Source organism: Mesorhizobium oxytropidicola (assembly GCF_056174625.1).
Map to the genome: position 1 here is coordinate 6,754,685 of NZ_CM149692.1, position 24,101 is coordinate 6,778,785.

The window sequence follows — 24,101 nt, forward strand, 5'->3', positions numbered from 1 at the left end:
ATCCGATGTCACAGGACAGACGCGGCGGCGGCCGCAGGTCGAGGCTGGAACGCAGTGGTGGCGGCATCGCGCAGTTGCCGTGGCAGAGCGTCAAGAATCCCTATCCGCCCATGCAGCTTCTCGACGAAGAGCGGATGCAGCAACTGCACGACACCTCGATGCGCATCCTGTCCGAACTCGGCATCCGCGTCATGAGCGAGCGGGTGATGGACCTGTTCGCTTCCGCCGGCGCCATTGTCGACCGCGAAGAGAAGACCATCCGCATCGACGAGAGCCTGGTGAACGAAGCGCTGCGGGCGGTGCCATCCTCCTTCACGCTGACCAGCCGCAATCCGGAAAAACAAGTCCATCTCGGCGGCAATTCGCTGGTCTTCGGCCTGGTCGCGGGTCCGCCCAATGTGCACGACCGCATCAACGGCCGCCGCCAGGGCAATCTCGCCGACTACCAGAACTTCATCAAGCTGGCGCACCACTTCAACGCCATCCACATCATCGGCAACCAGGTGGTGGCGCCGATGGAGCTGCCGGCCAATGCGCGCCATCTCGACACTTACCACGCCAATCTGACGCTAAGCGATCTCTCCTTCCATTGCACCGCCATCGGCCGCGCCCGGGCCATGGACGGCATCAATATGATGGCGATAGCGCGCGGCATCTCCGTCGAGGAGATGCGCGCCTCGCCCGGCGTGACCACGATCATCTCGATCAACTCGCCGCGCCTGTTCGACGATGCGATGGCCGAGGGCCTGATCGCCATGGCCGAGCACGGCCAGCCGGTGACCGTCACGCCCTTCACCCTGATGGGCGCGATGACGCCGGTGACGCTGGCCGCCGCCCTTTGCCAGCAGAACGCGGAGGCGCTGTTCGGCGTGGTGCTGACCCAGCTCGTCAACCCGGCACGCCGGTGATGTATGGCGCCTTCACCTCCAATGTCGACATGAAGTCGGGCGCGCCGGCCTTCGGCACGCCGGAGAATGCCAAGGCCAACATCATCGCCGGGCAATTGGCGCGGCGCTATCATCTGCCCTACCGCACCTCCAATGCCAACGCCTCCAACGTGGTCGACCTGCAGGCAGCCTACGAGACGGAAATGGCGACCTGGGGCGCGGTGCTGGGCGGCGCCAATCTGATCTATCATGCGGCCGGCTGGCTGGAGGGCGGGCTGACCGCGTCCTACGAAAAGCTCGTGCTCGACGTCGAGATCCTGCAGAACATGATGGAGTTCCTGCGGCCGCTGCCGTTCCAGGAAGACGACCTCGGTTTCGAGGCGATCAAGTCGGTTCCGGCCGGCGGCCATTTCTTCGGCGCCGAGCACACCATGTCGCGCTACACCACCGCCTTCTACCAGCCGATGCTCTCCAACTGGCAGAACCATGGCGCCTGGGAGGAAGCCGGCGGCAAGGATGCGTTGGAGCGGGCGACGGAGCTCTGGCAGCAGGCGCTGCACGACTACGAAGAACCGGTGATGGACCCAGCGATCCGCGAAGAGCTCGACGCCTATGTCGCGCGCCGCCGCGAGGAGATCCTCGCCAATCCGGAAGGTTAGGAAATCCGCCCGATGACATACGATCTCGTCATCCGTCACGCGACGCTGATCGCCGGCGACGGCTCGAAACCTTTCGAGGCCGACATCGCCTTCACCGGCGACAGGATCGCCGCCGTCGGTCGGCTGGACGACGCGACTGGCATCGAGGAGATCAATGCCAGGGGCAAGGTGGTCGCACCCGGTTTCATCGACGTGCACACTCATGACGACGGCGCGCTGTTGGCGCCACGCGGCATGGACCCGAAGATTAGCCAGGGCGTCACCACGGTGATCGCCGGCAATTGCGGCGTCAGCCTGGCGCCGCTGCTGCTCGACAAGACACCGCCGCCGCCCTTCACGCTGGTCGGCGGCCGCGAGAATTTCCGCTTCGACCGTTTTGCCGACTATGTCGCCGAGCTCAAGCGGCGCGGCATCGCCACCAACGCGGCCCTGCTCGTCGGCCACACCACCTTGCGCCAGCGCTGCATGCCGGTGACCGACCGTCCGGCCAACGAAGCGGAGACGGCGGCGATGCAGGAGGCGATCGCCGAGGCGATGGCTGAAGGCGCCTTCGGCCTCAGCACCGGGCTCGACTATCCGCCGGCCGTGAAGTCCTCGACCGAAGAGGTCAAGGCGCTGGCCGCGACAGCGGCAGGTCTTGGCGGCCCCTATGTCACCCACACACGCAACTATTTCGAGACGATGGACGAGGCGATCGAGGAAGCGATCGACATTGCCGATCATGCCGGCGGCAAGCTGTTCATATCGCACCACCAATGCACCGGCCGCGCCAATTTCGGCAAGAGCCGGCCCTCACTCGCCCGGATCGACCGGGCGCGCGAAACGATGGACATCGGCATGGATGTCTATCCCTATGCCGCGAGCTCGACGGTGCTGCGGCTGGAGCGCTGCGACACGGGCCTGAAAATCCTCGTGACATGGTCCGATCCGCATCCGGAGATGGCAAGGCGCGAGATCGCCGACATCGCGCGCGAATGGAACTGCAGCGAGCGCGAGGCCGGCGAGCGCCTGCTGCCGGCAGGTGCTGTCTATTTCCAGCTCGACGAAACGGACGTGCGCAACATCATCGCCCATCCGCGCACCATGATCGGCTCGGATGGCCTGCCGCATGACATCCATCCGCACCCGCGTCTATGGGGCACGTTTCCGCGTGTGCTCGGCCACTATGCCAGGGATGTCGGCCTGTTCAGCCTGGAGGAGGCCGTGTTCCGCATGACCGGCCTGCCCGCACGGGAATTCGGCATCGCGCAACGCGGGCTGCTGGCCGAAGGCAATTTCGCCGACCTCGTGATCTTCGATCCGGACACGATCATCGATACCGCCACCTTCGAAGAACCGCGCCGGCCTGCTACTGGCATCGAGCATGTCTTCGTAAACGGCGTATCCGCCTGGCGTGGCGGCAGGGCAACCGGAGCGCTGCCGGGCGCTGTTCTCAAGCCCTCGGCTTCAAAGGTCGTCAGAGGCGCATGCGGCTGCGGCGCCGATCACAGAGCCTCGTAAATCCGGTCGACGGTTTCCAGCGTGTAGACAAATTCCACCGGCCGCGTGCAGCGCCAGCCGTCGAAGGGCTGGCCGGCGAGCGCCTTCAGCGCCTCGGGCAGGCGCAGTATACCGCCGCCGTAGAGCCGGTTGGCCATATCGAGCATGCCGGTGCGGTGCATGGCTTCGCTCAAGCTGCCGCAGGCGTCCTTGACCAGCCAGACCCTGAACCCCTGATAGACCGCGTCGAACACGCTCTCGGTCACGCAGCTGTCGGTGAGCACGCCGGTCACCACCAGGTTCTCGACCTTGAGGTCGGCAAGCCGTTTTGAAAGGTCGGTGCGGCGAAAGGCGCTCGGCCAATGCTTATGAATGACGATGTCGCCGGGCTGCGCCGCCACCTCGGTGCAGATCGCAGCACCTTCGCTGCCCGCGACAGCGGAGCGGAATTCCTCGGTCAGGATTTCCTCCTGCCGCGCATAGCCGTCGCGTTCCTCCGGTTTCACCCAGGCCTGCGCATGGATGACCGGCACGCCCGCCGCCCGGGCGGCTTCGATCAGCGCGACGGTGTTGGCGAGCACCGCGTCATAGCCGATGACCGGCCAAGCGGCACCGGGGCGGTATTCGTTCTGCAGGTCGATGACGAGCAACGCGGTCGCGGCAAGGTTCATGGCTGTCCCGGAGGATTGTCGAAGTCGGTGACGAAACGAAGAAGCAGGCGGATCGCCTGATCGAGATCGGCGATCTCCATCGCTTCATGTGGGTTGTGACTGCCGTTCTCGTTGCGCACGAAGATCATGGCGGTCGCAATGTCGGCGCCGGCAAAGGTGGCAGCATCATGCCCCGCCCCGCTCGGCACATGCGGCGCAGGCATTTGCAGCTCGGCGGCAGCGCGGTCCAGCCTCGCGATCAGCGCCGGCGACATCGTCGCCGGCTCCCAGGTGAAGCGCGGTCCGGCCTCAAAGCTGACGCCGCGCTTGGCGCCGACTTCGGCGAAAAGCGAATGAAGGCGCGCCTCGATGCGTTCCAGGACAGCGGCCTCGGCGCTGCGCACATCGAGCGTGAAGCGAAGTTCGCCCAGGACGCGGCTGCCGCCATGCTGGGTCGGATCGGATTCCACCCGACCGAAGGTGATGGTGGCTTCATGGCCTTCGTGCTCGAGCGCGTCCCATTCCGCTTCAAGGCCGGCGACAAGATCGGCAAAGCCGAGCACGCTGTCATGCCGGGCAAAGCGCGGCTCGGCACCAGAATGCGCGTAGGCGCCAAGGCATTTCGCATCGACATAGCGGAAGCCGCCGGCGATACCGGTGACGATACCGACCGGCGCACCGGATGCGACAAGGCGCGGTCCCTGCTCGATATGCACTTCGACGAAAGCCGCGATCCGGCCGGCATCGATGCCCGGCACACCGCGCCGCACGGCATCAGGGTCGAAGCCTTCCTCATGCATGTGATCCGCAAGCGTGCGTCCGCTGTCGGACCGCTTCGCTTCGAGCGCCGCCGGCTCCAGCAGGCCAAGTGCTGCCTGGCTGCCGGGATAGGACAGCGGAAACCAGACAGCCTCTTCGGCGCGGGTCGCCAGCACGATCAGGTCGCGCGGCAATTGAATGCCTTGCCCGACCAGTTCGGCCATCACTGCCAGCCCGGCCACGACACCCGCGGCGCCGTCGAAATTGCCGCCATGCGGCACGCTGTCGAGATGCGAACCGATGACGATCGCCGGCAAATCCGGATTACGGCCCTTCAGCGTCAAATAGAGATTGCCGGCGGCATCGACACGCGCCGTGGCGCCGAGCTTTTCCGCTTCGTCGCGCACGAGATCGTGGGCGAAGCGCTCGCCGGGTCCGTAGGCGACGCGCGTGATCCCCGGCACATCGGTTGTGGCGTGCGCAAGCCTTTCCAGCAGATGCCTAGCCAGCCTGCCGCCAGCCGTGAATGCGGCATCGCTCATGAAGCAACCTGCCTGGCTTGGGACTCCACGTTGCGCAGCCGGTGTGGCGTGAGATCGTCCATCGACACGCCCTGCCTTGCGACATCGTCCGGAAAACCCTTGCCCGCGATCAGGCTGGCGCAGACGCGCGACAGCGCCGGCGAGGTTTTGATGCCGTAGCCACCCTGCCCGACCAGCCAGATGAAATCCGGGACCTCGTCATCCGGTCCGACCACCGGCGACCCATCCGCGACGAAGGTCCGCAAGCCCGCCCATGAGCGCGACACGCGCTGCACCTCGATGGTGGTCGCCCGTTCGAGACGCTCTGCACCGATCGCCACATCGATGTCTTCCGCATAGGCGTCCATCGGCACTGAGGGCGTAGCGTCCGCCGGCGAGACGAACAGTTGCCCGGCATCCGGCTTGAAATAGAATTCGGCGCCGACATCGTTGACCAGCGGCCAGTCTGTGATGTCGATGCCGGTGGGAGCCGGAATGTTGAAGGCAGTGCGGCGCTTCGGTTGCAATCCGACCGGACGCACGCCCGCCATCAAAGCGATCTCGTCGCCCCAGGCACCGGCGGCATTGACCAGCATTGGCGCAAGGAATGGTCCTGCTGGGGTTTCGGCCCGCCATTGGCCGCCTTGCCGGTCGATGGCGTTAACGCCGGCATTGGTGACAACACGCGCGCCACGCGAGCGGGCGCCGCGCAGATAGCCTTGATGCAGGCCGTTCACATCGATGTCCATCGAATGCGGTTCGATATAGGCACCGGCGAGATAATCCGCGCGCAGCACCGGCACGCGCGCAATCGCCTCGGCCGGTGTCATGGCGACGATCGAGGGAACCAGCGCCTGCGCTGCCTCAAGATCCTGCGCCAAAAGATCGAGCTGATCGGCGCGCGCCACGGTGATCATGCCGCGTTTGCTGAGCAGCGGGTAATCGCAGAAGCCGCTAGGCGGCTCGGTCAGGAAAGCCCGGCTCGCCAGCACGATGCGACGAATGATCCCGTTGCCGTAATTTTCGGTAAAGCTCGCCGCGGAGCGGCCGGTGGTGTGGTAGCCGCAATGGCTTTCCCGCTCGAGCACGACCACCTTGGAAGTGCGGGACATCTCGAAGGCGGCACCGGCGCCGGTAACGCCGCCGCCAATGATGATGATTTCGGTTTGCTCGGCGGCACTCATATCAGCCCATCCTTCAACATGACTGCACGACCTTGCTTTTGCGCGGCACGGCAGGCGGCTCACCCAGGCGGCCGCGGTGAGCGCGGTCGCGGGCGCCGCGACCCTCGGCCAGATTCTCCGCCAGCGAATTCTGCAGGGCGCAATCTTCAAGTGCGAGATCGGTGACAAAAGGCACGGGCTTACCGGCGATCGCCATGCCTTTCAGCCTCGCCCAAACGGCGCGCCGCTTGCGCAGCTGGTGCGACTGCAACTCACTGATTTCGGCAAAGCCGGTCTCGCGCTTGATCTCCAGCACGCCGGCTTCGACCGCCGCGTCGAATAGCTCCAGCCCGCGCTTTGTTCGCACGATGATGCCGTTGACTGCCTCGTCCTCGACCGCCGGCCCGCCGTTCAACCAGGCGTCATGAACCGCGATATCCGCCACCTGGCCGATCGCGTCGGGACAGATCTTGCAGCGCGGCTGGATCATCCATTTGTCCTCGTCCTCCCACAGCTGCCTATAGGTGAGCTCGAAGGCGCGGCCGTCTTTCGTTTCGATCCGGTTGAGGCCGGGATTGCCGTGACCGCGATAGCGGAACAGCGCCAGTTCGTCCTCGGCGAGGCCGAAACGCTGCAGCACCTGGTCCGATTTCGACAGGTCCGATGCGCCGCCGCAGACGAAGGCGAGCGCATAGCGCATGTGCAGGTCGACGCGGGAATCGAGCCGCGCCAGGTTGCGCACGGCGGTGATGTCGCAAGGCTTGGCGATCAGCGCGAAGGGCTCGCCACGATCGAGGATGTCGCCGAAATCCACCAAGGTCGCAGCCGGGCCATAGCGCGAGCCGGCGCCCTCAAGCATCGACGCCGCATTGAAGCTCAGCCGCCTTTCGCTGCGCATCGGCTGGGAACGCGATGCCGCGACATGGAGCACGAATTTGACGCGCCCGGAGCTCAGCAGGAACTGGCCGAGCGCCGTCAGCACCCCGCCGCCGGAGCCGATAAACCGCACGGTCGGGTCTCCGGCGCGGCCGAGCACAAGCCGTTCGGCAGGCCCCCAGACGGTGTCGGTCAACGTGGCATTGCTTGCCTGCGCCGGCGGTGGACCGGCGATCCGGGTCCCCGGGCAGACGGCGTTGATCCGCATCAGCGTCGACCTGTCCAATGCCTGCCTCGCCACCGGCCGCTCGCGCCCCTCCGGCGTCATCACCATTTCGATGGCATCGGGTGCGGCGATCGAACGGCAGAGGCCGCAGCCGATGCAAAGCCCGTTCTCGACGATCTCGCTCAACGACAAGAGATCGGCCGGAGGCGCCACTGTGCCCTGTATTCGATTGGCTTCGATGTGGCCCATCTCGTTGCGATCTCAGACCGGTTCCGAAATGCGCCGGTACTGGTCGGGGCGGCGATAGAGCGCGAAGTTGAAATTCACCTTCCGGCAGGTCTCGATCAGGTCGAGATCGGCGCGATGGACGATGACCTCGTCGCCGAGCGACATCGCCTGCGCGGCGATCTCGCCGGTCGGCGCGATGATGCAGGAGCCGCCGATCAGCGCCTGGCCGTCCTCGAGCCCGGCCTTGGCGGCGGCCGCCACCCACAGCGTGTTCTGGTAGGCGCCGGCCTGCATCGGCAGATGGTTGTGGAACATTCTGAGATGCGCCAGCGCTGGCGCCTCATCGAGCAGCAGCGGCGTGTTGTAGCCAAGCAGCACCACCTCGGCGCCGTTGAGGCACAGCATGCGGTAGGTCTCGGGCCAGCGGCGGTCGTTGCAGATCGCCATGCCGACGCGCACACCGCGATAATCGAAGACCGGGAAGCCGAGATTGCCCGGCTCGAAATAACGGCGTTCGAGATGCGTGGTGGTGCCTTCCTCCGGCTCGGCGGAGCCCGGTACATGCATCTTGCGGTAACGCCCGATGAAGGCGCCATCCGGGCCGACAAGGTCCATAGTGTTGAAATGGCGTGTGCGGCCGTCTTCCCTGGCGATCTCGCAATAGCCTAGCGCGAAGCCGACCTTGAGGCGCGCGGCGGCGGCGTAGACCCGCTGCGTTTCGGGGCCAGGCATCGACTGTTCGAAGAAGGCGTCGATCTCCGCCTGATCGTCGATGCGCCAGCGCGGGAAGAAAGTGGTGAGCGCCATCTCAGGGAACGCCACAATTTCCGCACCTGCGGCAGCGGACTGCTCCAGCAAGTGAACGAGGCGCTCGACTGTTTCGGCACGCGAGGCGCTGCGTTGGATGGGGCCGGTCTGGGCGACCGCTATGGTCAGGCATCGAGCCATGGCGTCGTCTCCTCGACTGGTTTTCCCGAGCGGGCCGGATCACCGGCGGTACGCTCCACGAATTGTCCGAACCCCGGCGGCACCTGCAGCTTGCCGTCTGCGACCACCGGCACGCCGCGCACCAGCACGGTGGTCGGCTTGCCGGTCACGCGCCTGCCCTCGTAGGGTGTGAAGTCGACACGCGAATGCAAGGCGGCATGGCCGAGCGTCCAGGTCGCCTCGGGATCCCACAAAGCCAGATCCGCATCGAGGCCGATCGCTATCCGACCCTTGGCGTGGGCCAGACCATAGATCGCGGCGGCATTGCGCGAGGTGAGATCGAGATAGCGCTCGAGCGTCAGGCGGCCGGTGAGCAGCCCTTCCGAGAAGAGCAGCGGCAGACGAGTCTCGATGCCGGGAATGCCGCTCAGCGTGGTGGTGAAGCCGGGCGTCTGCGACCGCGCGATCTTATCGGCGAAGAAATAGGGCGAATGGTCGGAGGACCAGAGGTCGATGCCGCCATCGATCAGTGCCTGCCACAGATGGTTGTGGCTGCGCGGCGAACGCGGCGGCGGCGAAAACACGAAACGCGCCGCATCGATGGCCTGCCGATCAAGGTCGGCAGCGCTGATGAACAGATATTGCGGGCAGGTCTCGGCTATTGCGTCGACGCCGCGCCCGCGCGCCCGCGCCACCTCCTCGACCGACTGCCAGGAGGAGACGTGGACGATGGTCATGCGCGCGCCGGTCATTTCGGCGAAGGCCAGCGCACGATGTGTGGCCTCGCGCTCCATGGTCTCGCTGTGGGCAACGACATGGTAGCGGATATCGGTGCGGCCGAGATCGATCAGGCGCTGGCGGGTGCGCCGGATCGCGGCGTCGTTCTCGGCATGGACCATGACGATCCAGCCAAGGGTGTGGGCGGTATCGAGCACCTTGAAGAAGAGATCATCGTCGACGGCAAAACCCTGATAGGTCATGAACAGCTTGACCGAGGCGATGCCGCGGCCGGCGAGCTGCGAAAGCTGTTGCTCGACATCGGAGCCGGTGCCCATGGTCACCACCGCGTGCAGCCCGTAGTCGATCACCGCGCGCCCTGTGGCGCGATCGAGCGCTCGATCAATGGCGCCGATCGTCGTCATGTCCGGGCCCGGCATGCCGAACGGGACGATGCATGTCGTGCCGCCGAAGGCCGCCGAAATGGTGCCGGATTCGAAATCGTCAGCATTGCCGGCGCCGCCCCAGACCGGCTGGTCGAGATGGCAATGGGCGTCGATGCCGCCGGGCATGACCCAGCGACCGCCGGCGCCGATCACGGCTTTACCGGTCAGGCCGGTCCCGATGGCGGCAATGCGGCCCTCATCGACGGCGATGTCGCATTCGGCCCAACCATCGTCGAGCGCAACCCGTCCACCTTTGATCACCAGCTCATGCATTCGGTTTGCCCACCCCAATCGGCGTCAGCCGACCGCTGCCGTGACCATGATCTCGACGCGATACTGGTCGCCGGCAAGCCGCGCCTCCACCGTTGCGCGCACCGGCATGGCGCTGCGGTCGATCCAGGCATCCCAGGCCGCATTCATCATGTCGAAGTCGGCAATGTCGCGCAGCCAGATCTGGGCGCTCAAAAGCTTCGACTTATCGCTGCCGGCCTTGGCCAGAAGGGCATCGATCTTGGCGAAGATCTGCTTCGTCTGCGCGGTGGTGTCGCCGGAAAGGTCGTCCGCCGTCAGGCCGGAGACATAGACGGTGCCGTTATAGCGCAGCACCCGGCAGAAGCGTTGGCCATTCTCAAGACGTTCGATCGTCATCTCCTGGGGTCCTCTCGATGTTCTGCAGGCGACCTATCGTAGGGAGCGTGCAAAAGGACTGTAAAGCCTGTCGCACGGCGCAACGCCGTTTTCCGCCACCGGGATGGCCAAAAAAAATGACGCCATAGCCGTGTCAATCTTCGCTTGTGGCAAGCATGACGAGGTGTAGCTTCTGTCTGGGAGAGCAGCGCCGGTCAGCGTGACTGCCAAGGGGAGCCGTCGCCATGCATGAGAGTCCAGCGTCGGTCATTGATCCTGTTTGTGATCGCCGGCGTCTGTTCTAGCCGGCTGACAGCGGCATTCATGGGATCGATCGCTCAATCCGCGATGCGCTTGTGGCGGAACGCCGAGCGTTCCCGCGCCATGTTGCCGATCATGGCAAGCGTCTGTCTCGCCTGCATCGGCAGCGCCATGCTGACGACAGCGGTGTCGTTCCACCTCGGCAAACCTGGCGTCGACCCCAAAATCGTGCAGATCGTGCTGACCGCGTATCCGGTCGGCTTCCTGATCGGCTGTCTGATGACGCGTCCATTGGTCGCCCGCTATGGCCATGAGCGGACCTTCCTGCTGATCCTGACAACGGCACTGCTGTCGGCCCTGGGCTTCGTCCTCACCGACTTCATGCCGGCATGGTTCTGCTTCCGGCTGCTCGGCGGCATGTCGATGGCCTCGATGTTCGTCGTGTGCGAGAGCTGGATCAATCTCTACGCCGAACAGCACAATCGCGGCGCGATGTTCTCGATCTACATGCTGACGACAGCGATCGCGGTGCTGCTCGGCCAGATCCTGGTGGCGCTGGTCGGTCCGCAATCTCCGCATCTGTTTTTGGTCGCGGCGGCGATGGTGCTTCTGGCGTTCGTGCCAAAGTTCGCTGGGTCGCGCTGGCCGGCGCTGCCTTCGGTGCCGGCCGAGCCGGCGCCCACGACCGGAGCGAAGGCAGACAGGCGGCTCGGACCGCTCTCGCTTTTCAGGCTGGCGCCGGTGACGGTCGTCGCGATTTTCCAGGCCGGCATCACCAACATGAACATCTTCGTACTGACACCGCTCTATGGGACGCAGATCGGACTGTCGGCGGCGGCCACGGTCTGGCTGGTGACCACGATAAGCATCGCCGGCATGCTCGCGCAGACCCCGGTCGGCTGGCTGTCGGACCGGTTCGACCGCCGCCTGATGTTGCTGGCGCAAGGGCTGGTGTCGGTGACGACCTGCGCCGCGATCGCATGGGTCGGCACCCTGTCGGTACCGCTGCTGTTCGTGCTGTTCTTTCTCTACGGTGCCACGGCGCTGACGATCTATCCGGTGGCGATGGCCTTCGGTGCATCGCAGCTTCACAGCCGGCACATGGTCGCTGCCTCCGGCACGCTGCTTCTGCTCTATTCGATCGGCAATGTGGCGACGCCGGGCGTCGCCGCGGGGTTGATGGCGCATCTTGGGCCTCCCGCCATGTTCCTGCTGCTCGGCGGCGGCGCCGCCCTGGTCACGCTCGCGGCCTGCTACAATCTTCTGCGCCGGCCGGTCACAGCGCCGGTCATGCAAAGCGTCGAGGAACGGGGTTGAGGTCGCCGCAATGAACCGACTGCAAGGAAGCGTTGTCCTGATCGCGGGCGCCGCAAGCGGCATTGGCGCCGCCATTGCCCAACGCTGCGTTGCGGAAGGCGCCAGCGTGGTCTGCGCTGACCATGATCTCGCGGCGGCGACACAGCTTGCCGATACACTTGGTCCTTCTGCTGCCGCCTGCCAATGTGACGTGACCGAGATTGGCTCCGCCCGGGACGCCGTCGAATTCGCGAGACAAAAATTCGGCCGGCTGGACGGACTGGTGTACAACGCCGCCGCACCATCGACGAATGCTACCGTCGTCGATCTCGACGAACAATCCTGGCGCCGCGAGCTCGACGTCGGCCTGACTGGTGCGTTCCTGATGAGCAAATACGCGGTGCCGTTGATCGCGGCGGGTGGCGGCGGTTCGGTGGTGTTCATCGGCTCGCAGTTCGGACGCGTCGCGACCACCAGGGCCGTTGCCTATTGTGCCGCCAAGGCGGGGCTGATCCATCTCGCCAAGGCGATGGCGGTCGACCATGCGCCGGACAAGGTGCGCGTCAACAGCCTGTCGCCGGGCGCGGTGGCGACGACGCGCCTGCTGCGCAGGTTTCCAGACTTCGAGGCCGCCAATGCAGGTCTTGGACCCGCGCATCTGCTCGGCCGCATCGCGGAGCCGGAGGAGATCGCCGCTGCGGCGGCTTTCCTTTTGTCATCGGACGCATCCTTTGTCACCGGATCCGACATGCTCGTGGACGGCGGCTATGCGACGCGCTGACCCTCTTCGTTCAACTTCAAAGGAGTTCGCATGACGCTGCTCGTCACCGGTGGCACCGGTTTTGTCATGAGCGTGGTCGCACGCGCATGGCTCGACCGCGACCCGCAAGCCCGCGCCGTGATCCTCGACCGGTCCGGCCTCGACGCGGCGGCCGAAAGGCATTTCGCCCCGGTGCGCGACCGGCTCACAGTAATCGCCGCCGATGTCCTCGACCCGAAGGCCTGGTCTGCAACGCTCGACGAGCAAGGCATCACGGCAATCGTGCATGGCGCGACGATCACGCCGATCTCGCGCGGCAGTGCCTCGGAGGCAAAACGCCAGCCGGAGGCCGAAGACCCGGCCCGCATCGTCGACGTCAATCTCATGGGCACCGTGCGCATGCTGGACTGGGCGCGTGCGAGGCCGGAGGTGAAGCGCTTCGTCTATGTCAGCTCCGGTTCCGTCTACCGCCACAACGGGCCCGACTGGAGCGGCGAGCCGCTGCCGGAAGACGGCTATGTCGCGCCGCTGACGCTCTACGGCATCTCGAAATTCGCCTCCGAGATGGTCACCAACCGCTATGCCGACCTGTTCGGCCTGTCGGCGGTCTCGGTGCGGCTTGCTTCCGTCTACGGCCCGATGGACCGCGCCACCGAGAGCCGCAACTTTCGCCATGTTCCCAACCGCGTCGCGCATATGGCCCTGACCGGCGAGACGATCAGGCCGAACAGCCTGGAACCCGTTGGCGACTACGCCGCCTCGACCGACGTTGCCGCCGCGATTCTCGCGCTGATCGATGCGCCGCGCCTCAATTACCGCCACTACAACATCGGCTCCGGATCCAGCCAGACGATCGGCGAGATCATCGGCTGGGCAAGGGAACGCGTGCCCGGACTGAAAGTCGAGGTGACATCGGGAGAAGACGCCAACATCGTCCAGGATGTGAGGCTGAAAGGCGGCATGTGGGGCGCGTATGACATCGCCCGCATCCTGCGCGACACCACATGGCGGCCGCGCCCCGGTAAGGAAGCCTTCCACGCTTACATGGACTGGATAGTCGCCAACGAAACGAGCTGAGAGGAATTTGCCATGACGCCGAGCGCTGCCTCGCAACCGCCCCAGCCACGCGACTTCGTCGGCTATGGTCCCCGGCCGCCCTTCATGACCTGGCCCGGCGGCGTCAAGCTCGCCATCAACCTCGTGCTCAACTACGAGGAAGGCTCGGAATATTCATGGGCAGAAGACGGCCGCAACGACAATTGGGGCGAATACAATCTTGCCTCCAGTCCGCCGGTGCGCGACCTCGGCACCGAGACGCATTTCGAATATGGCAGCCGTGCCGGTGTCTGGCGGCTGGCACGGCTCTTCGATCGCCACGACATCCCGATCACCATCTCCGCTTGCGCGGTGGCGCTGGAGCGCAACCCGCCCTTCGTCGAATGGATGAAGACGCGACGGCACGATCTGCTTGGTCATGGCCTGCGCTGGATCGACTACACGACCATGGAGCGCAGTGCCGAAAAGCGCCATCTGCATGAAGCGGTGGCGCTTTACGAGAAGCTATTGGGGAGGCGGCCTCTCGGCTGGAACTGCCGCTCGCTGCCCAGCGTCAACACGCGCGATTTGCTCGTAGAGGAAGGCGGCTTCCTCTACCACTCCGATCCCTGCAACGACGACCTGCCCTATTTCCTCGATCATCGGGGGACCGAAATCCTGGTCGTGCCCTATTCCAAGACGCTCAACGACAGCCGCTATCTGGTGGCGCCGGGCTACAGCAATCCGCGCGACTTCGCGGAGGATTGCCGCTCGGCGATCGACTACATGCTCGACGAGGCCGACGAGACCGGCGGCCGCATGCTGACGATCGGCATCCATGCACGCTGGATGGGCCAGCCCAACCGGGCGTCCGGGCTGCGCGAGGTGATCGAGCATATGAAGAAAAAGCCAGCCGCTGCCTTTTTGCGCCGCGAAGACATTGCCCGGTTCTGGCTGGACAACCATGCCGGCTTCGAGCGGCGCGGCTAACGGAAGCAAGACGGCATGTTCGAGACGCTGATCCGGGGAGCCACCATCGTCAACGCCGAAGGGTTCGAGCGGCGCGATGTGGGCATCACCGACGGCCGTATCGCAGCGCTCGTCGCACCCGGCGAGACCGCTTCGGCCAGGACCGTGGTCGATGCGGCCGGTGCCTATCTGCTGCCCGGCCTGGTCGACGCGCATGCGCATCTGCGCGAGCCCGGACTGACGCACAAGGAGGACTTTTCCTCCGGCACGCATGCCGCGGCCCTTGGCGGCGTGACGACGGTGCTCGACATGCCGACCGACGAGCCGTGGACGGCCACGGCCGAACAGCTTGCCGACAAGATGGCGATGACTGAGGCCCGTATCCATGTCGAGGTCGGCATCCAGGCCGTGATCAGCCGCGACCTGCCGCTGATCCCTCGCCTGCTAGAATTGGCGCCGGTGTCGTTCGAACTGTTCACCGCCGATGTGCCCGATGACTTCCTCTTCGCGACGCTCGACGCCGTGGCCGAGGCGTTGAAGGCTTTCGCCGGCAGCGACACTTTGATCGGCATCTCGCCCGGCGATCAATCGATCCTGACCGGCAGCACAATGCGCGATCGCTCCGGCACCATCGCCGCCTTTCAGGCCAGCCGGCCGCCGCTGGCGGAGGCCAACGGCATTGCCCGAGCGCTTGCCGCCGCCGCCTCGGCCGAGACCAGAATTCATGTCCGCCAGATCAATTCCGAACTCGGCGTCGAGACGTGGAGCCGGCTTGGCGGCATGGCCGACGCCAGCGTCGAAACTACACCGCAGAACCTGTTCTTCACTGCCGCCGACTATGAGACGCAAGGCGCCAATCTCAAGGCCTCACCACCGTTGCGCTCGCCGCATGATGTGGATGCGCTGCGCGCCGCGCTGAGCACGGGACTGATCGACATCGTCGCCACCGACCACGCGCCGCACGCGCCGGCCGAAAAGGCAGCGCGCTATGCGGCTTTCGCCGACATTCCGGGCGGCATGCCGGGATTGCAGACACTGTTGCAGACGATGCTGAAACTGGTCGATGACGGCCTGATCGCGCTGCCCGACCTGGTGCGGATGTGCGCCAGCAATCCGGCCGAGCGCTTCGGGCTTGGCCGGCGCAAGGGGAAGATCGCCACCGGCTACGATGCCGACATCCTCATCCTCGATCCGCGCCAGTCCAGCATGATCGCCAATGCCGATCAGGTGTCGCGAGCGGGCTATACGCCCTTCGATGGCTGGACGGTCCAGGCGCGGCTGACAAACGTCTTCCTGCGCGGCCGCGAGATCGTGCGCGAGGGAAAGCTGATCGGCCCGAAAGTCGGAAACATCGTCACCCGGGAAAGCTGAGGAACCATGCCCCTGCTCACAGACAAGACCGCCATCGTCACCGGAGGCAGTTCCGGCATCGGCCGCGCGATCGCGCTGAAATTCGCGGCCGAGGGCGCGAATGTCGTCATCGCCGACACGGTCGAACAGCCGATCGAGGGCGGTGAGAGCACCGTGGGGTTGATCCGCTCTGCCGGCGGAACCGCCGTTTACATCCGGACCGACATATCCGACTGGAACGCCGTCGATGCGCTGGGCGGCGCGACGGTCGAGCAGTTCGGACGGCTCGACGTGATGGTCAACAACGCCGCGATCTACACCAGCACCAATCTGATCGACACCACGCCGGAGCAATGGAACCGCGTCATCGGCGTCAATCTGACCGGCTTCTTCTATTGCTCGAAACGGGCGGTGATGCAGATGCTCACCCAGTCGCCCGTCAACGAGGTGCGCGGCCGCATCATCAATATTTCCTCGCAACATGGCATGGTCGCCTGCCCGGGCGACCTTCCCTATTCGGTGAGCAAGGGCGGCATCGTGCAGATGACACGGCAGATCGCGGTGGACCACGCAGATGACCTCATCGTCTGCAACGCCATCGCACCCGGCAAGATCATCACCGGCAAGCCGGGCGTGGCCAACGACCCCGACGCGCTCGACTATTCACACCGGCGCACGCCTTGGCCGCGACTCGGAACCCCGAACGATGTGGCAGGAGCTGCGCTGTTCCTTGCCAGCGACATGGCGAGCTACGTCACCGGTATCAATTTGATGGTGGACGGCGGCTGGATGGCGGGCTGACGGATGCTGGCTGGCCGCAAGGCGACCAGTTGGGTTTCGATCATTGCCTGATGAACGCGCCCCTATAGGTCTGGCCGGCGAGCGCATAGGTTACGGACAGGGTCCCGTCAGGCATCATGGTCAAGCTGATGTCCGCGCCATTCGGCAGACGCCCGAGCTTCAACGTGGCCCCGACAATTCTTCCTTCACCGGCGGCCTCTCCAGGATTGTTGTCGCCCAGATTCCCCCAGGCGAAGGTGACCGTCACCTTGCCGTTTGCAGAAATCGTTTGCACGGCGACTTCGGCTTCATACGCGCCCTCCAATCGTCCAGCCCACATGCCCGAAAAAGCCGCATACTTTGCCGGAACGCCCTTCGCCGGGGGCGTGATCGTCACGGATGTATCCATGATTGTAGAACCAGCAGGAGCAGCGGCAGCCAAGACCGGTTGAGGGGCGACCGGACCTGACGCAGGTTCGACAGCGGCGGGTTGCGGCTCCACGGGAACCGATTGGCACGCAGCCAGGGCAAGTGCCGCCAAGCCCAGCATCGTGTTCCGCATCTAATTCTCCATGTCGTTCACGGACTATCGGCGGACCGCGGACATGCGCCGCACGATGTTACGGTTCGATGCATATCGTCGACTATCGGTCGCCGACATCGCGATCTGGCCATGGATATCGCGTTTCCACGACACAAGACCAACCTCAACGATTTTGTCAATGTAAGGCGCTGGTGTCTCGACCTCGTCGATCGTCCAGCCGTCCAGTGTGCCTCCTTTCACCGGCGACGCTCCGCGGCCGGAATAAGGTCGACTGCGGATCAAGACGACGATCTGATTGACCGTCCAGGCCGGCCTGCGGGCGCAAGGCCTTCTTGCGATATACGCAAACCCAGCTAGGCGACCGAAGCCGTCGGCTCGGCTTGCGGCATGGAAGACCGGTGCGCCGCACGGGCATATTTCTGGGCGATCATGGCGCAGACCATGAGCTGTATCTGGTGGAAAAGCATCAGCGGCAGAACGATCGCGCCGACGCCCTGGCCGGCAAAGATGACGTTGGCCATCGGCACGCCGCTCGCCAAGCTCTTCTTCGAGCCGCAAAAGGTGATCGTGATCTGGTCGGCCCTGTTGAAGCCGAGAAGCCGGCTGCCATAGGTCGTGAGCAGAAGCACCAGGCCAAGCAAGGCCATGTCGGCGACAACGACCACGGCGATGTCGCGCAGCGAGAACATGTGCCACAGTCCCTCGGCGACGGCCGTGCTGAAGGCCAGATAGACGACCATCAGGATCGAGCCGCGATCGACAGGCATCAGCAGTGTCTTGCGAGCCCGTATCCACTTGCCGATCCGGCCGGTTCCAGCAACTGTCCGAGCGCAAAGGGCAGGAGCAATTGCATCAGGATCTGGCTCACCGCATCCCACGAAAATCCGCCATGGCCGCCGATGGAGAAGAGCAGCCCGACAAGTAATGGCGTCAGGAACATGCCGAAGATATTGGAGGCGGAGGCCGAGCAGATGGCCGCGGGGACGTTGCCACCGGCCATCGAGGTGAATGCGATCGAGGACTGGACCGTCGACGGCAGGACACACAGAAACAGAATGCCGAGGTAGAGCGGCTTGGGCAGGATCGCGGCAGGCAGATAGCCAAGCGCCAGGCCCAGCAGCGGGAACAGGCCAAACGTCGTCAGAAGGATGACCAGATGCAGGCGCCAATGCATCAGGCCGGCCACAACGACATCGCGCGAGAGCCGCGCACCATGCAGGAAGAACAGAAGCGCCACGGCGAGATTGGTCGCGACCGCGAACCATCCCGCGAACGCCCCGGTTGCGGGCGCGACCGACGCCAGCGCGACGGTGCACAACAGCAGGATCAGAAAGGTGTCCGGCAGAAAACGGCGCATGACATGTTCGCTCCAGAGTGGCGGCGCCGTCTTTTCGCGCATCGCGAAACAGGATACAAGAAATAACAGCTATCGTGATTTAGGATATCAATGCTCGACCTGGTCCAACTGCGCAGCTTCGTCACCGTCCAGCAGATGGGAAGCTTTACCTTCGCTGCCGAGAGGCTGGGGCTCGGGCAATCCACCGTCAGCCAGCACATCGGCAAGCTGGAGGCGGCGATTGGCAGACAGTTGCTGGCCCGCGATACGCACAAGGTCATGCTGACGCCTGACGGCGAAGCCCTGCTCGGCCATGCCCGGGCCATGTTGTCCATAGAGGGGCAGGTCCAGGCGCTGTTCACCGCGCAGCGGCTGCGCGGCACCTTGAGGCTTGGCGTATCAGAGGACCTGGTTGCCAGCCGTCTGCCGCTGGTGTTGGAGGATTTCGTCCGGTCTCACCCATCCGTCGACCTTGAACTGACCGTCGCGCTCAGCGGCGTACTCTACCAGATGCAGGACAATGGCGAGCTCGATCTCGTCCTGGCCAAGCGCCGGCTGGGCGACAGCCGTGGTCGGCTCGTCTATCGCGAGCCGCTTGTCTGGCTCGCCCGCGATCCGGAACATGTTCTATCGCTCGCGGCCTTGCCGCTGATCGCCTTCCCCGCGCCGAGTGTCACGCGCAGCATTGCGCTGGAAGTGCTCGAACGGCACCGCATGCCATGGCGCATTGTCTGCACATGCGGAAGCCTGAGCGGACTGACGGCCGCCGCCCGCGCCGGCATGGGGGTTCTGGTGCAACCGCAGAGCATGTCGCCTTCGGGCCTGAAGGAAATCGGCAGCCTGCCGCAGCTGGAGGATGTGGAATTCGTCCTGATCCCGAGCAAGGGCGCCGACAGGGCACTCGTCTCGGCGCTTTCGGACGATATTCTGGCCAAGGTGAGAGGCTTGCGCTGAGTTCTCGGAGACATCGTTCGCGACGATCCGAAGCTGGCGCCATAGAGCGGGCATCTCTTGCGTCCTATGGTCATCTTCCGAAATTGCCTGGCTATTTTGCGGCTGGTTCGCTCCTGATCTCCATTCGTCCGGCGCGGATTTCGGCAAAATGCCAAATGACGCAACGCCGTTGCAGGAAGCGTCGCGTTTTTAAAATCCCCTTTGTTTACGGACTTAGTAGACTTTTGTACCACCATCGGGCGGTAATCGTGCCGCTTGGGGAGACGGTCATGAGTAGCATTTCAGCAGGGTCGGATTCAGGGATAGGCGAAGTCGCAACAGACTCGACACTGGGTTCGGGCTTGCGCCGCAACTATCTGAGTTTTCCCGAAGTCGTCGCCCAGTCCATCGGCACCATCGCCCCTTCCGGAACGCCTGGCCTTGTCGTTCCAGTCGTGTTCGCCACCGCCGGCAACGGCACCTGGCTCGCCTATGTCTTCGCGACGATCGCACTTCTGATCGTCGGGCTGCAGATCAACGTCTTTTCCAAGCGGATCGCCACGCCTGGATCCCTGTATATCTATGCGGCGCATGGACTTGGTCCGCTGGTCGGCGTCGTCGCCGGCTGGGCCCTGCTTATCGGCTACCTCTTCACGGCATCCGCGGTGATACTCGGCACGGTCAGCACGACGCTGGCCTTCGCCCATCAGATCGGCTTTGAGACGAGCGCCGTTGGCGTCGTGCTCGCGCTCAGCATCGTCGCGCTGGTCGTCGCCTGGTGGTTCGCCTACCGTGATATCAAGCTTTCGACTCGCGTTACACTCGGTATCGAGTTCACCACACTCGTCCTCATCCTGCTGACCGTCGTCATCTTCTTCCTGCACCGTGGGTCGATCGTCGACACGGCGCAGACGGCACTTCAGGACGTTCATTTCGATCAATTGCGACTTGGTCTCGTCCTTGCCTTCTTCAGCTTTGTCGGCTTCGAAAGCGCAACCGTACTGGGGACGGAATCCCAGCAGCCGCGGCGCTACATTCCGCGGGCCGTCATCACCAGCGTCGTCGGCGTCGGCCTCATCTTCATCATCAGCTCATACGGCCTCGTGGCCGGCTTCCACGGCATCGACCCAAGCCTCGACAAATCCGACGCCCCTCTGACGGTGCTGGCGCAATCCTTCGGCGGCGGCTTCATCGGCATCCTGATTTCCGCGGGCGTGGCCCTCAGTTTCTTTGCCTGCATCCTAGGCAGCATCAATGCCGGCGCACGTGTGCTCTACACGCTGTCGCACCATGGCCTGTTTCACAATTCGGCACGGGCGACGCATCTGGCGCATGCCTCGCCGCATATTGCCGTGACCGTGGTCGGCATCGTTGCGCTGGCTTTCGCACTGGCGCTGACGATCGCGGGATATGGCATCCTCGACGCGTACGGTATCCTGGGATCGATCGCCACCTATGGCTTCCTGGTGGCGTATGGGCTTGTGACGATCGGCGCTCCGGTCTTCCTGCGCCGCCGCGGCGAACTGCGGCCCTGGCATATCGTGTCGGCGACGGTCGCGTTGATCCTGCTGGTCGTCACGCTTGTCGGCACGGTTTATCCGGTACCAGCCTGGCCATACAACGTCCTGCCCTATGTGTTCCTGATCTTGCTGGCGATCGGGGTCGCTTATTTTCTGGCGCTGCGCCAGTTGGCGCCGGCAAGGCTTGCACAAATCGAAGCCGACCTCATCGGCTCCGCCGCAACCCCGGCTGGGCCGGCGGACTGAGCCAGGACAGAGCGGTCTGTGGAGCGCGATCACCATCGCGCTCCCGCTGTCGGCAAGTGTGTTCAACGGTGCGGTGGAAATTTCATGCCGTGGGCCACTACCTCAACGACGTCAAGCCGCCGCGCCACTCCTGGATCTGAACCATTCAGCCTGGATTGAAACAAGAAACGCCAAGGGAGGCCAGACGATGAGTGTTTCAGCCAAGAAGGTGGAGCCGCGCGGCGATGCCTTTCCCGCGTCGAGGCGGCCGGCGTTTCCGGCCCACATTATTCGCACGGATGAAGAGGCAATTGCGGTGGCGACGACGCTGGCGGTGCAGTTCGCAGAAGGCGCCGCCGAGCGCGACCGTGACCGCCGTCTGCCGATCGCCGAACTGGACACATTCTCGCAAAGCGGACTTTGGGGGATCACGGTGCCGGAAGAATTCGGCGGCGCCGGTGTGTCGCAGGCGACAGTCGTGGACGTCTTCAAGATCATTGCCGCGGCCGATTCATCGCTGGCCCAGATTCCACAGAATCACTTCGAGATCACCGACCTGATCCGGGCGACCGGGTCCGACGCGCAGAAGCAGGCGCTGTTCGCGCTCGTCCTCTCGGGGCTTCGCCTCGGCAACGCCTTCTCCGAGTTCAAGGGCAAGAACGTCGAGGATTTCGAGACGCGTATCACGCGCCAGGGCGCCGACTACGTCGTCAATGGCGAGAAATTCTATTCGACCGGCGCCCTCTTCGCTCATCTCGTTCCCATCGTTGCCATCGACGAAGACGGGAAGGTTCGCGTCGCCATCGTCGATCGGGATGCAAGGGGTCTCGAGGTCATCGACGACTGGTCGAGTTTCGGACAGCGCACGACCGCAAGCGGAACGGTCATCATCCGCGACGTCGCGGCGCCCGCCGAGCGTGTCCTGCCTGCCTATCTGGCCTACGACCAGGCGAGCCCCGCCGGGCCACAGAGCCAGCTTGCCCACGCCGCCATCGATGCCGGCATCGCCCGTGGTGCGATCGAGACGACGATCCGGCTGGTCCGCGACCATGCGCAGCCGTGGATCGACAGCGGCAAGGAACGTGCATCGGACGATCCCTACACGATCGCCCAGATCGGCGAGTTGAAGCTCAGGCTGCATGCGGCCGAAGCGCTTCTGGAGCGCGCCGCGCATGAGGTCGACAGGGCCATCGCCAGGCCCGAGATCGATGCCATCGCGCTTGCCAAGGTGGCTGTCGCCGAAGCCAAGGTCCTGACCACCGACATCGCCATCCAGGCCACGAACAAGCTGTTCGAACTCGCCGGCACCCGTTCGACGCTAGCCGCTCATCATCTCGACCGGCTGTGGCGCGACGCGCGCGCGCACACGCTGCATGACCCGGTGCGCTGGAAGTACCACGCCGTCGGCCAGTACCACCTCAACGGCGTCAATCCGCCGCTTCACTCCTGGATTTGAACGTCGCCGTCCCGGACACAATCGGAGATCAGCACTGCAGCCGGCCGTACGGATGGCTTTGCCTCGTTCGAGGCGGCCGAGGCGTGCTCAGTGGGCTGACTGGGCGCCGCCGAGGTGATCACTTCGCCGTTCGATCCGTTGATGGGCGACGGCACTTGCCTCTGCCCTGATGTAAGCCTGTCGTGTCCTCTCCGTCGGGCGCACCGCCAGACGTTCGGCAAGCAGGGCGCGCGCGAGGTTGAAATTGCCGGAGCGCTCGGCGGCGGCAATCAGCGTTTGGGTGACCAAGTCGCGTTGCGCGTGGCTCCCGCCGATGCGTATCACCTTGTAGCGAACCGGCAGGATAAGCTCCACAACGCGCGCGTAATCGCCATCCGCGAACGCCACCGCCGCGTCGACGATGCGCCGCCCGACATCGACGGTGATCTCCCGGTTGTCCCCCTTGCTATGGGTCGCATAGCTGTCGAGCGAGTGGAGCAATCGGTCGAGCCCGTCCCGCCTGCCGGCACGCGACAAGGCCAGAGCGATATGCAAGTCGTTGAACACAAGGACATGGTCGTCAACGTGGGTCAGCCATTGATCGGCAAGCGCGCTCCAGCGATCGCCCACGTCACCGCCCGCCAGTTCGACCCGCCAGAGGAGAGCCGAGGCGTCCACTAGGTCGAGAAGCGAATCCGCGGCCAGCTTCGGCCTGATAAAGCGATCGTAGTCGGCAAGCACTTCGGCGAACCGCCCCTCTTCGATGAGGTAGAGCGCGAGGTGCCAGCCGTTGTGGACGGAAAGCGCATGGGCCTTGCCCCAGGACGGGCGGGAACCTTTGAGGAATTCGATGCCTTCCCGCTGTCGGCTTTCCGTTTCCAGGACATGGGCAACCGCATGCACTGCCCACGCGTCTTCGGCATTTTTCTCGATTGCGCGGCGGCCGAATTCCTCGGCGCGGCGCAACTCGCCAGTCTCCTCCAGCCCGAAGGCGTATTGGCCGAGAACAAACCCGTAGTTGGGATTGCTTGAATCCCATTTGGGCAGCACGCGTGCCACCGAATCCCGGATGCTCGCTGAGTGGCCGAGATAGAAGTAGCTGTCATGGGCGAAGCGAAGCGCCAGCGCGTCGGTCGGATGATCGACGAGGATGCCTTCCCAGATGTCGGTCGCAGCGATGATCTCGCCCGCGGCCCATGCCTTCGCGGCCGCCAGATGTCCGCGCTCGCGAGACGTCGCGCCGTCGATCGAGGCTTCCGCCGCGCTGATTGCAGAGACGACAGCAGGATTGTCGCCGCGCAGACCGTTCAGGGCAAAGAGCGCTGCCAAGGCGCTGTGACCGAGCGTAAAAGCAGGATCGTGTTGCGTGGCGTCCTGGAGAACCGCGACGGGATCTCCGCGCCAGGCAAAATAATCCGTGATCGCCGTATCCAGCGCGGCGATCGAAGCCAGTGATCCGGTCACCGGAAGTCCCTGTTCATCTCTAGGCATT

19 protein-coding genes and 2 pseudogenes are annotated in these 24,101 nt (G+C 64.6%); 11 read left to right on the plus strand and 10 right to left on the minus strand.

Translation table 11 applies throughout. The annotated features are described in order from the left end of the window. Positions 1 to 5 precede the first annotated feature (5 nt). A pseudogene (locus AC0V8S_RS33610) lies at positions 6 to 1,546 on the plus strand (trimethylamine methyltransferase family protein). Between the two features lie 12 nt (positions 1,547 to 1,558). Then, positions 1,559 to 3,046, plus strand: a complete 1,488-nt coding sequence (locus AC0V8S_RS33615; protein WP_475435883.1) for an N-acyl-D-amino-acid deacylase family protein — start codon at positions 1,559 to 1,561, stop codon at positions 3,044 to 3,046. On the opposite strand, the gene AC0V8S_RS33620 is transcribed toward AC0V8S_RS33615, so the two are convergent. Genes AC0V8S_RS33620 through AC0V8S_RS33650 form a run of 7 tightly spaced genes read right to left on the minus strand, consistent with a single transcriptional unit; the run spans position 3,031 to position 10,186 of the window. After that, positions 3,031 to 3,696, minus strand: coding sequence for a cysteine hydrolase family protein (locus tag AC0V8S_RS33620; RefSeq protein WP_475435884.1), 666 nt, complete (start codon positions 3,694 to 3,696; stop codon positions 3,031 to 3,033). The genes AC0V8S_RS33615 and AC0V8S_RS33620 overlap by 16 nt on opposite strands. Further along, complete coding sequence (locus AC0V8S_RS33625; protein WP_475435886.1) at positions 3,693 to 4,976, minus strand: Zn-dependent hydrolase; 1,284 nt, start codon at positions 4,974 to 4,976, stop codon at positions 3,693 to 3,695. Before AC0V8S_RS33625 ends, AC0V8S_RS33620 begins: the two co-directional genes overlap by 4 nt. After that, positions 4,973 to 6,139, minus strand: a complete 1,167-nt coding sequence (locus AC0V8S_RS33630; RefSeq protein WP_475435887.1) for an NAD(P)/FAD-dependent oxidoreductase — start codon at positions 6,137 to 6,139, stop codon at positions 4,973 to 4,975. The genes AC0V8S_RS33625 and AC0V8S_RS33630 overlap by 4 nt, the downstream gene beginning before the upstream one ends. A gap of 13 nt (positions 6,140 to 6,152) precedes the next feature. Continuing rightward, positions 6,153 to 7,469 carry a Coenzyme F420 hydrogenase/dehydrogenase, beta subunit C-terminal domain gene (locus AC0V8S_RS33635; protein ID WP_475435888.1) on the minus strand — a complete coding sequence of 439 codons (1,317 nt, stop codon included), beginning with the start codon at positions 7,467 to 7,469 and terminating at the stop codon, positions 6,153 to 6,155. Positions 7,470 to 7,481: 12 nt separating this feature from the next. Next, positions 7,482 to 8,396, minus strand: a complete 915-nt coding sequence (locus AC0V8S_RS33640) for a nitrilase-related carbon-nitrogen hydrolase (RefSeq protein WP_475435890.1) — start codon at positions 8,394 to 8,396, stop codon at positions 7,482 to 7,484. Then, complete coding sequence (gene hydA / locus AC0V8S_RS33645) at positions 8,381 to 9,811, minus strand: dihydropyrimidinase (RefSeq protein WP_475435892.1); 1,431 nt, start codon at positions 9,809 to 9,811, stop codon at positions 8,381 to 8,383. Before hydA ends, AC0V8S_RS33640 begins: the two co-directional genes overlap by 16 nt. A gap of 24 nt (positions 9,812 to 9,835) precedes the next feature. Continuing rightward, entirely contained in the window at positions 9,836 to 10,186 is a 351-nt protein-coding gene (locus AC0V8S_RS33650) for a RidA family protein (RefSeq protein ID WP_115139774.1), read from the minus strand. Between the two features lie 228 nt (positions 10,187 to 10,414). Between AC0V8S_RS33650 and AC0V8S_RS33655 the strand changes: the two genes are divergently transcribed. Genes AC0V8S_RS33655 through AC0V8S_RS33680 form a run of 6 tightly spaced genes read left to right on the plus strand, consistent with a single transcriptional unit; the run spans position 10,415 to position 16,637 of the window. Continuing rightward, positions 10,415 to 11,743, plus strand: coding sequence for an MFS transporter (locus AC0V8S_RS33655; protein WP_475435895.1), 1,329 nt, complete (start codon positions 10,415 to 10,417; stop codon positions 11,741 to 11,743). A gap of 10 nt (positions 11,744 to 11,753) precedes the next feature. Further along, the gene (locus AC0V8S_RS33660) at positions 11,754 to 12,503 is read left to right on the plus strand and encodes an SDR family NAD(P)-dependent oxidoreductase (protein ID WP_183456456.1); all 750 of its coding nucleotides are present in this window, start codon (positions 11,754 to 11,756) and stop codon (positions 12,501 to 12,503) included. A 30-nt stretch (positions 12,504 to 12,533) separates the two neighbouring features. Further along, entirely contained in the window at positions 12,534 to 13,559 is a 1,026-nt protein-coding gene (locus tag AC0V8S_RS33665) for an NAD-dependent epimerase/dehydratase family protein (RefSeq protein ID WP_475435896.1), read from the plus strand. A 12-nt stretch (positions 13,560 to 13,571) separates the two neighbouring features. After that, positions 13,572 to 14,507 (plus strand): polysaccharide deacetylase family protein, encoded by a 936-nt coding sequence (locus AC0V8S_RS33670; protein ID WP_475435897.1) that lies wholly within the window; start codon positions 13,572 to 13,574, stop codon positions 14,505 to 14,507. A gap of 15 nt (positions 14,508 to 14,522) precedes the next feature. Continuing rightward, entirely contained in the window at positions 14,523 to 15,857 is a 1,335-nt protein-coding gene (locus AC0V8S_RS33675; RefSeq protein ID WP_475435899.1) for a dihydroorotase, read from the plus strand. 6 nt (positions 15,858 to 15,863) lie between these two features. Further along, a complete protein-coding gene (locus tag AC0V8S_RS33680) occupies positions 15,864 to 16,637 on the plus strand; it encodes an SDR family NAD(P)-dependent oxidoreductase (RefSeq protein ID WP_475435901.1) in 774 nt (257 codons plus the stop codon). A 40-nt stretch (positions 16,638 to 16,677) separates the two neighbouring features. Here the strand turns inward: AC0V8S_RS33680 and AC0V8S_RS33685 are convergent, their stop codons facing one another. Next, positions 16,678 to 17,013, minus strand: coding sequence for a hypothetical protein (locus AC0V8S_RS33685; RefSeq protein WP_244661537.1), 336 nt, complete (start codon positions 17,011 to 17,013; stop codon positions 16,678 to 16,680). 500 nt (positions 17,014 to 17,513) lie between these two features. After that, positions 17,514 to 18,517, minus strand: a pseudogene (locus AC0V8S_RS33690) (bile acid:sodium symporter family protein). 90 nt (positions 18,518 to 18,607) lie between these two features. Here AC0V8S_RS33690 and AC0V8S_RS33695 point away from each other — a divergent pair. The 3 genes from AC0V8S_RS33695 to AC0V8S_RS33705 all read left to right on the plus strand — a co-directional run bounded on the left by AC0V8S_RS33695 (position 18,608) and on the right by AC0V8S_RS33705 (position 22,630). Then, positions 18,608 to 19,450 carry a LysR substrate-binding domain-containing protein gene (locus AC0V8S_RS33695; RefSeq protein ID WP_475435903.1) on the plus strand — a complete coding sequence of 281 codons (843 nt, stop codon included), beginning with the start codon at positions 18,608 to 18,610 and terminating at the stop codon, positions 19,448 to 19,450. Between the two features lie 269 nt (positions 19,451 to 19,719). Continuing rightward, positions 19,720 to 21,195: an APC family permease gene (locus tag AC0V8S_RS33700; protein ID WP_475435905.1), complete on the plus strand. Its 1,476-nt coding sequence runs from the start codon at positions 19,720 to 19,722 to the stop codon at positions 21,193 to 21,195. 187 nt (positions 21,196 to 21,382) lie between these two features. Then, on the plus strand, positions 21,383 to 22,630 hold the full coding sequence (locus AC0V8S_RS33705; protein ID WP_475435907.1) for an SfnB family sulfur acquisition oxidoreductase: 1,248 nt from the start codon (positions 21,383 to 21,385) through the stop codon (positions 22,628 to 22,630). Between the two features lie 87 nt (positions 22,631 to 22,717). On the opposite strand, the gene AC0V8S_RS33710 is transcribed toward AC0V8S_RS33705, so the two are convergent. After that, a complete protein-coding gene (locus AC0V8S_RS33710) occupies positions 22,718 to 24,073 on the minus strand; it encodes a tetratricopeptide repeat protein (RefSeq protein ID WP_475435909.1) in 1,356 nt (451 codons plus the stop codon). Positions 24,074 to 24,101: the final 28 nt, after the last annotated feature.